This is a genomic window from Mycobacteriales bacterium, from assembly GCA_035504215.1.
In the GTDB taxonomy this organism is placed as follows: Bacteria; Actinomycetota; Actinomycetes; order JAFAQI01; family JAFAQI01; genus DATAUK01.
Genome location: DATJSI010000041.1, coordinates 1 through 7,278, shown reverse-complemented (window position 1 = coordinate 7,278; position 7,278 = coordinate 1). Strand labels below are relative to the sequence as shown.

The window sequence follows — 7,278 nt, the reverse complement described above, 5'->3', positions numbered from 1 at the left end:
CCCGTCCCATCTCGAGACCGTGGACCCGGGCGTCGAGGGCATCGCGCGCGCGAAGCAGGACGTCATCAACCGCGGCGAGGGCGGCTTCACCGTCCTGCCACTGCTGATTCACGGTGATGCGGCGTTCGCCGGGCAGGGCGTGGTCGCCGAGACGCTCAACCTCTCGCAGCTGCGCGGCTACCGCACCGGCGGCACGGTTCACGTCGTCATCAACAACCAGGTCGGCTTCACGACCTCACCCGCAAGCGCCCGCTCGAGCGTCTACTCGACCGACGTCGCGCGGATGATCCAGGCACCGATCTTCCACGTCAACGGCGACGACCCCGAAGCCGTCGTACGCGTTGCGGAGCTGGCCTACGACTTCCGCCAGGCGTTCAAGAAGGACGTCGTCATCGACATGCTCTGCTACCGCCGCCGCGGGCACAGCGAGGTCGACGAGCCGAGCTTCACGCAGCCGGTGATGTACGACCTGATCGACGCGAAGCGCAGCGTGCGCAAGCTCTACACCGAGTCGTTGATCGGTCGTGGCGACATCAGCGTCGAGGAGGCCGAGGCGGCGCTGCGCGACTACCAGGGCCAGCTCGAGAAGGTGTTCAGCGACAGCCGGGACACCAGCCGCGGGTCGCTCGAGGCACCCGCCGAGCCGACCGTCGAGACCGATCCGGATACGGCGATCACGGCCGAGACGCTGAAGGCGATCGGTGACAGCCAGGTCTCGATGCCCGACGGGTTCGAGGTACACCCGCGCCTGCTGCCGCAGCTGGAGAAGCGGGCGGCCATGGTCACCGAGGGTGGCATCGACTGGGCGATGGGCGAGCTGATCGCGATCGGCTCGCTGCTGCTCGACCACCGGCCGGTCCGACTGGCCGGGCAGGACACCCGTCGCGGGACGTTCGGCCAACGGCACGCCGTCGTCGTCGACCGGCGGACCGGCGAGGAGTACACGCCGCTCGCGCACCTCTCGGACGACCAGGCGACGTTCTACGTCTATGACTCGCTGCTCTCGGAGTACGCCGCGATGGGCTTCGAGTACGGCTACTCCGTCGCGCGCCCCGACATGCTGGTGGCGTGGGAGGCGCAGTTCGGCGACTTTGCCAACGGCGCCCAGTCCGTGGTCGACGAGTTCGTGGCACCCGGCGAGGCGAAATGGGGCCAGCGCTCCAGCGTCGTGCTGTTGCTCCCCCACGGCTACGAGGGCCAGGGACCCGATCACTCCTCGGCGCGCATCGAGCGCTATCTCTCACTGTCCGCCGAGGACAACTGGACGATCGCGATCCCGAGCACACCGGCCAACTACTTCCACCTGCTGCGCCGCCAGGTGCTCTCCGACCGGCACAAGCCGCTCATCGTCTTCACGCCGAAGTCGATGCTGCGGCTGCGCGCGGCGACGTCGATGCCGCAGGAGTTCACCTCCGGTCGCTGGCAGCCCGTGCTCGCCGACCCGCACGGCCCGGATCCCGCGTCGGTCACGAGGGTGCTGCTCTGCAGCGGCAAGATCGGCTACGACCTCATGCGTCACCGCGAAAAGTCCGGCGCGACCGACACCGCGATCATCCGGGTCGAACAGGTCTACCCGCTGCCGGTCGCCGAGATCGTCGCCGCCGTATCGGCGTACCCGTCGATGGAGCAGCTGACCTGGGTGCAGGAAGAGCCGGAGAACCAAGGCGTCTGGCCCTACATAGCGGTGAACCTTCCCGCGCACCTGCCGCTCGGCACCTTCTTGCGGCAGGTCTCGCGGCCGGCCGCATCCGCACCGGCGGGGGGCTCGCAGAGCAAGCACGACGCCGAGCAGTCCCGGCTGCTCGAGGAAGCCTTCGGCTGACCCGCCGATGTATTTCACCGACCGCGGGATCGAAGAGCTTGGTCAACGGCGCGGCGAGGAGTCGGTGACGCTCGGCTGGCTTGCCGAGCGGCTGGCGACGTTCGTCGACCTCAACCCGGAGTTCGAGGTGCCGGTCGAGCGGTTGGCCACCTGGCTGGCCCGGGCGGACGACGAGGACGACTGAGAGCGCCGGGCCCGACGGCGCTCCTACGGCGTCAGCACGACCTTGCCGAAGATGTCGCCGGCCAGCAGCCGGGCGAACCCGTCCCGCGCATCGGCGAGCGCGAAGGTCGAGTCGATCTCCGGACGGACCCCGGTCGAGACGAGGAACGCCAGCATCTGCTGGAGCTCGGTCCGGGTGCCCATCGTCGACCCCAGCACGTCGATCTGCAGGAAGAACAGGCGCGGCAGGTCGATGACCGGTCGTGGCCCGCTGGTCGAGCCGCTCACCACGATGCGGCCACCGGGGCGAGTGCACTTGAGCGAGTGTGCGAAGGTCGCCTCGCCGACCGTCTCGAGCACGACATCGACCCGCTCGGGCAGCCGCGCGCCGTCTTCGAAGACCTGCTCAGCGCCGAGCTCGAGCGCCTTCGCGCGCTTCGCCTCGGAGCGCGAGGTCACCCACATCCGCAGGCCGGCCGCGCGACCGAGCGCAATCGCGGCGGTCGAGACCCCGCCGCCGGCACCCTGCACGAGCACGGTCTGCCCGGGCTGGGCGGCGGCCCGGGTGAACAGCATCCGGTACGCCGTCAGCCACGCCGTCGACACCGAGCCGGCCTCGGCCCAGGACAGCTCGGCCGGCTTCGCGACGACGTTGCGGGCCGGCACCGTCACGGTCTGCGCGAGCGTGCCGGGGTAACGCTCCGAGAGCAGTGTGCGGCGCGGATCCAGCGTCTCGTCACCGCGGCCGCTGTCGGCATCGGCGACGACGGAGTGGACGACCACCTCACGACCGTCGGAGGTCACGCCCGCGGCATCGCACCCGAGGATCATCGGCAGCTTGTCCGCGGCCAACCCGACCCCGCGCAGCGAGAACAAGTCATGGTGGTTCAGCGCGGCCGCGCGCACGCTGACGGTGACCCAGCCATCGGCTGCCACCGGGTCGTTGACCTCGCCGACCTCGAGCGCGGAGAGCGGGTCATCGGCGCAGATCCTGGCAGCGTAGGCAGCGAGCACGTCGAGACCCTATCCAGCCCGCTCGGCGACCGGCGCGATCTTGGTGGATCGCACCGCGCCCGGCCGCGGCCAGATGCGCGCCAGCACGACACCGCGCACCGCCGTGGGCGGGAGCGCGCCGAGCGTTCGGCTGTCCGTGCTCGCTAGCTCGTTGTCGCCCTCGACGCGAATCCGGCCGTCGGGCTCGATCGCGACCAGTCGCTTGACCGCCAGCGGCCGGTCGGGGAGGGCGACCAGCACGACTCTCCCGACCGCCGGCGTACGCCGCGGAACCCGAAGCCAGACCAGGAGCCGGTCACCGGCCCGCAGTGCCGGCACCATCGACGGCCCGGCGACGACGGCCCGGCGTAACGGCCAGTGCCGCTCCCCGATGTGTAGTCCGACAACCACGCGGAATAGTGTCCTTGGAGATCATGAACTCACAACGGGAGGACCTCATGTCGCGTCGGACCCACGCGCCGCGCCTCGTCGTCTCGGCTCACTGCGACCTGCCGTGCGGCGTCTACGACCCCGCGCAGGCCAGGATCGAGGCCGAGTCCGTGAAGGCGATCATGGAGAAGTACCAGGACAACGACGACCCGGTCTTCCGCACTCGCGCCCTGCTGATCAAGGAACAGCGTGCCGAGCTGGTGAAGCATCACCTGTGGGTGCTCTGGACCGACTACTTCAAGCCGCCGCACTTCGAGAAGTACCCCCAGCTGCACCAGCTGTTCAACGAGGCGACCAAGCAGGCGGGCGCCGCCGGCGGCAAGGGCAAGGTCGACCCGGCGGACGGGCAGAAACTGCTCGACCAAATCGCCGAGATCGAGAAGATCTTTTGGGAGACCAAGCAGGCATAATCAACCACCGCGGACAACTCATGATCAAACGGATGGGGTCTCCCCATTCCCGACCACGGTGGGAGCCTGCGTGACCAACGCGCCTGAGGTCGCCGGCGCACCGAACACGGCACCCGACGACGTCGTCGTTATCACGCTGCCCGCGGACAGCGCCTACCTGTCGGTCCTGCGTACGGCGACCGCCGGGCTGGCCGCGCGGCTGAACTTCACGATCGACGAGATCGAAGATCTGCGAATCGCAGTGGACGAAGCGTGCGCCATGTTGCTGCCACAAGCAGTGTCAGGCGCCGATATCACGTGCGAGTTCCGGCTCGAGGACGGTTCGATCCGGGTGGGCGTGAGCGTGCTCACCGACGACGGCGAGGAGCCGTCGCGGGACACCTTCGCCTGGACAGTGCTGGCGGCACTCGCCGGCGAGGTCGACAGCACCGTCGACCCCGACCGGCGCGTGACCATCACGCTGCGCAAGCACGGGAGCGGAACGACCCGGTGAGCGCGGACGCCGCAGCCGAGTCCACACCGGCCACCGGCGAAGCCGCAGTGGAGATCGAGCACGACAGCGACCGTCGCGTGGCCGACCGGGCGCACACCCGCGAGCTGTTCGACGAGCTGGCGTCGCTGGCCGAGGACGATCCCCGCCGCCGGCAGATCCGCGACGAGCTGGTCGAGCTGCACCTGCCGCTCGTCGAGTACCTCGCCCGCCGCTTCCGCAACCGCGGCGAGCCGCTCGACGACCTCGTCCAGGTCGCGACCATCGGCCTGATCAAGTCGATCGACCGGTTCGACATCGAGCGCGGGGTCGAGTTCTCGACCTATGCGACCCCGACCATCGTCGGGGAGATCAAGCGGCACTTCCGCGACAAGGGCTGGGCGATCCGCGTCCCGCGCCGGCTGCAGGAGCTCAAGCTCGCCCTCAACAAGGCGACCGGCGAGCTGTCCCAGCGCAACGGCCGGTCACCGACCGTCGCCGAGCTGGCCGAGCACCTCAACCTGAGCGAGGAGGACGTGCTCGAAGGCATGGAGTCGGCGAACGCCTACTCCGCGATCTCCCTCGACGCCCCCGACCTCGCCGATGAGGACTCACCTGCCGTGTCCGACTCGCTCGGCGAGCTCGACGAGGCACTCGAGGGCGTCGTCTACCGCGAGTCATTGAAACCGTTGCTCGAGGCGCTCCCGCCACGCGAGAAGACGATCCTGATGCTGCGCTTCTTCGGCAACATGACGCAGTCGCAGATCGCGGCCGATCTCGGGATCTCGCAGATGCACGTGTCCCGGCTGCTCGCCCGAACGCTCGCCCAGCTGCGCGAAGGCTTGCTGGTCGAGGAGTAGCCGACACCGGGTTCGGCTCAGATGCCGCCCAGTGCGGACCGGCTCGACGGCATGGACGCGGCGACGAAGGTGGCCACGCCGGCCACGATCAACAGCAGGGCGAGCGCGGTCAGCGTGTGCAGCTGGCCGAGCCCGATCACGACCGCGAAGAAGGCCACCATGTACGTCGGCGTCTGCGCCCAGCGCCTGGTCCGCCAGAGTCCGCGCGCGGCGAAGCCGACCCCGCCGGCATAGATCAGGACCACGACACCGAGCAGGATCGCCGTACCCCGGTCGTGGGGATGCCCGACGAGTGTGCGCACCAGCTCGACCGCTCCCCAGGCACCCAGCCCGACGGCCTGAGCGGCCACCAGGGCGGCCGTGACCGTGAGCGCGCGAGGTCGTTCCATCAGGTCGCGAGACTACGTCGCGGCCGGGGTGTCCGATCGGCCGACGGATATCCTGCGCGGGTGCACGCGTTGCTGGTCGTCAACCCGAAGGCGACCGCGACATCGGAGCGCGAACGCGACATTCTGTGCCGCGCGCTGGGCAGCGACCTGAAGCTCGACGTGGTCCAGACCAACCACCGCGGGCACGCCATCGAGCTCGGCCGGCAAGCGGCGGAGTCGGGCCTCGACCTCGTCGTCGTGCTCGGCGGCGACGGCACCATCAACGAGATCGTCAACGGGCTGCTCGGACCGGGTCTCGAACCGGCGCCTGACACGCCCGCGCTGGCCGTCGTACCGGGTGGCAGCACCAACGTCTTCAGCCGCGCGCTCGGCATCGCCAACGACCCGGTCGTCGCGACCAGCGAGCTGCTCGACTCGCTGCGAGCCGGACGGAGCCGGCGGATCGGCCTCGGCCGGGTGGACGAGCGCTGGTTCACCTTCACCGCCGGGCTCGGCATCGACGCGGACGCGGTCCGCCGGGTCGAACGAGCGCGGCAGAAGGGTCGCGCACCCACCCCGAGCCGCTACGCGCGCGCCACGCTGCGCAGCTTCTACGCGATGGACCGCCGCAACCCGGCGCTGACGCTCGAGCGCCCAGGGGCCGACCCGGTTCCGGGGCTGTTCCTCGGAATCGTCGCGAACACCGCGCCCTGGACCTACTTCCGCTCCCGACCGATCGTCCTCACCCCCGACGTCACCTTCGACTCCGGCCTGGACCTGGTCGCGATGCGGCGGATGCGGCTACCAGGAACCCTGTGGGCAGCCAGCGGCATGCTCACCGAGCGCGGTATCCGGGGCCGGTGCACCGAGGTGTTCACCGACCTCGCCCAGTTCCGGCTCACCTCGGAGGTGGCCCTGCCGCTCGAGGTCGACGGCGACTATCTCGGCGAGGCGGTCGGGGCCGTCTTCCGCTCGGTGCCGGGAGCGCTGCGGGTCGTCGCCTGAGCGTGGCGGTGTGACCTTTCCCACACGACGGATCCGGACATTCCGTCTGTGTCGCCTTGATCGCATCCGGTCGACGACCTAGCGTCGAAGCGGCTCTGGACAGCCCTGCGGCAAGGCAATAGCGTCGCAGGAATCCGGTCGTCAATTGACGATCGGAGTGGTCCGGACCACTTCGTGAAACTGTTCACAAAGTGTTGCGAACAGGCAAGCGGGGTAGCCACACCACCGGCAGACCTGCGGGCGAGCCGCGACGGAAGGACGACGGGATGGATTGGCGACACCGGGCCGCCTGCCGGGACGAGGATCCGGAGCTGTTCTTCCCGATCGGCACCACCGGGCCGGCCCTGCGCCAGGTGGACGAGGCCAAGGCCGTGTGCCAGCGCTGCGACGCGATCGAAGAGTGCCTGATCTGGGCCCTCGACAGCGGGCAGGATGCCGGCGTCTGGGGCGGCCTCGACGAGGACGAGCGGCGCGCGCTCAAGCGCCGCCGGGTCCACAGCGCCCTGCGCACGGCATAGCCCGAATCAGTAGGCCTAGCCGGATCAGTACGGCCTAGCCGCATCAGCCCGAGGCTTCACCCGCTGACCGAGGCAGCTCGATCACGGCGATCGTGCCGCCGCCTTCGCGCCGACGGAGGCGCAGGACGCCATCGAGTTCGCTCTCGACCAGCGTCTTGACGATCGCCAGGCCGAGCCGGTCCGAGCGCTCAACGGCGAATCCCTCGGGTAGCCCACCCCCC

Annotated in this window: 11 protein-coding genes; 7 read left to right on the top strand and 4 right to left on the bottom strand. The window is 69.8% G+C overall.

What is annotated here, in order from left to right; genetic code table 11:
- Both VME70_04870 and VME70_04865 read left to right on the top strand, forming a co-directional pair.
- On the top strand, positions 1-1,822 hold a 1,822-nt coding region (locus tag VME70_04870), incomplete at its 5' end, for a multifunctional oxoglutarate decarboxylase/oxoglutarate dehydrogenase thiamine pyrophosphate-binding subunit/dihydrolipoyllysine-residue succinyltransferase subunit (protein ID HTW19532.1).
- Between the two features lie 7 nt (positions 1,823-1,829).
- Positions 1,830-2,006, top strand: a complete 177-nt coding sequence (locus VME70_04865) for a DUF6104 family protein (GenBank protein HTW19531.1) — start codon at positions 1,830-1,832, stop codon at positions 2,004-2,006.
- A gap of 23 nt (positions 2,007-2,029) precedes the next feature.
- Here the strand turns inward: VME70_04865 and VME70_04860 are convergent, their stop codons facing one another.
- Both VME70_04860 and VME70_04855 read right to left on the bottom strand, forming a co-directional pair.
- The gene (locus VME70_04860; protein HTW19530.1) at positions 2,030-2,998 is read right to left on the bottom strand and encodes a zinc-binding dehydrogenase; all 969 of its coding nucleotides are present in this window, start codon (positions 2,996-2,998) and stop codon (positions 2,030-2,032) included.
- A 9-nt stretch (positions 2,999-3,007) separates the two neighbouring features.
- The gene (locus VME70_04855) at positions 3,008-3,388 is read right to left on the bottom strand and encodes a S24/S26 family peptidase (protein ID HTW19529.1); all 381 of its coding nucleotides are present in this window, start codon (positions 3,386-3,388) and stop codon (positions 3,008-3,010) included.
- 47 nt (positions 3,389-3,435) lie between these two features.
- On the opposite strand from VME70_04855, the gene sodN reads away from it, so the two are divergent.
- From sodN to VME70_04840, 3 genes are all read left to right on the top strand, one after another.
- Positions 3,436-3,837, top strand: a complete 402-nt coding sequence (gene sodN, locus VME70_04850) for a superoxide dismutase, Ni (protein HTW19528.1) — start codon at positions 3,436-3,438, stop codon at positions 3,835-3,837.
- 130 nt (positions 3,838-3,967) lie between these two features.
- Positions 3,968-4,330, top strand: a complete 363-nt coding sequence (locus VME70_04845; GenBank protein ID HTW19527.1) for an anti-sigma regulatory factor — start codon at positions 3,968-3,970, stop codon at positions 4,328-4,330.
- Positions 4,327-5,166: an RNA polymerase sigma factor SigF gene (locus VME70_04840; protein ID HTW19526.1), complete on the top strand. Its 840-nt coding sequence runs from the start codon at positions 4,327-4,329 to the stop codon at positions 5,164-5,166. Before VME70_04845 ends, VME70_04840 begins: the two co-directional genes overlap by 4 nt.
- 17 nt (positions 5,167-5,183) lie before the next feature.
- Here VME70_04840 and VME70_04835 read toward each other — a convergent pair whose 3' ends face one another.
- Positions 5,184-5,555, bottom strand: coding sequence for a hypothetical protein (locus VME70_04835; protein HTW19525.1), 372 nt, complete (start codon positions 5,553-5,555; stop codon positions 5,184-5,186).
- Positions 5,556-5,615: 60 nt separating this feature from the next.
- Between VME70_04835 and VME70_04830 the strand changes: the two genes are divergently transcribed.
- Positions 5,616-6,539: a diacylglycerol kinase family protein gene (locus tag VME70_04830; GenBank protein HTW19524.1), complete on the top strand. Its 924-nt coding sequence runs from the start codon at positions 5,616-5,618 to the stop codon at positions 6,537-6,539.
- Positions 6,540-6,805: 266 nt separating this feature from the next.
- Positions 6,806-7,057 (top strand): WhiB family transcriptional regulator, encoded by a 252-nt coding sequence (locus VME70_04825; GenBank protein HTW19523.1) that lies wholly within the window; start codon positions 6,806-6,808, stop codon positions 7,055-7,057.
- A gap of 43 nt (positions 7,058-7,100) precedes the next feature.
- Here the strand turns inward: VME70_04825 and VME70_04820 are convergent.
- The coding region (locus VME70_04820; GenBank protein ID HTW19522.1) for an ATPase at positions 7,101-7,278 on the bottom strand (178 nt) is incomplete at its 5' end.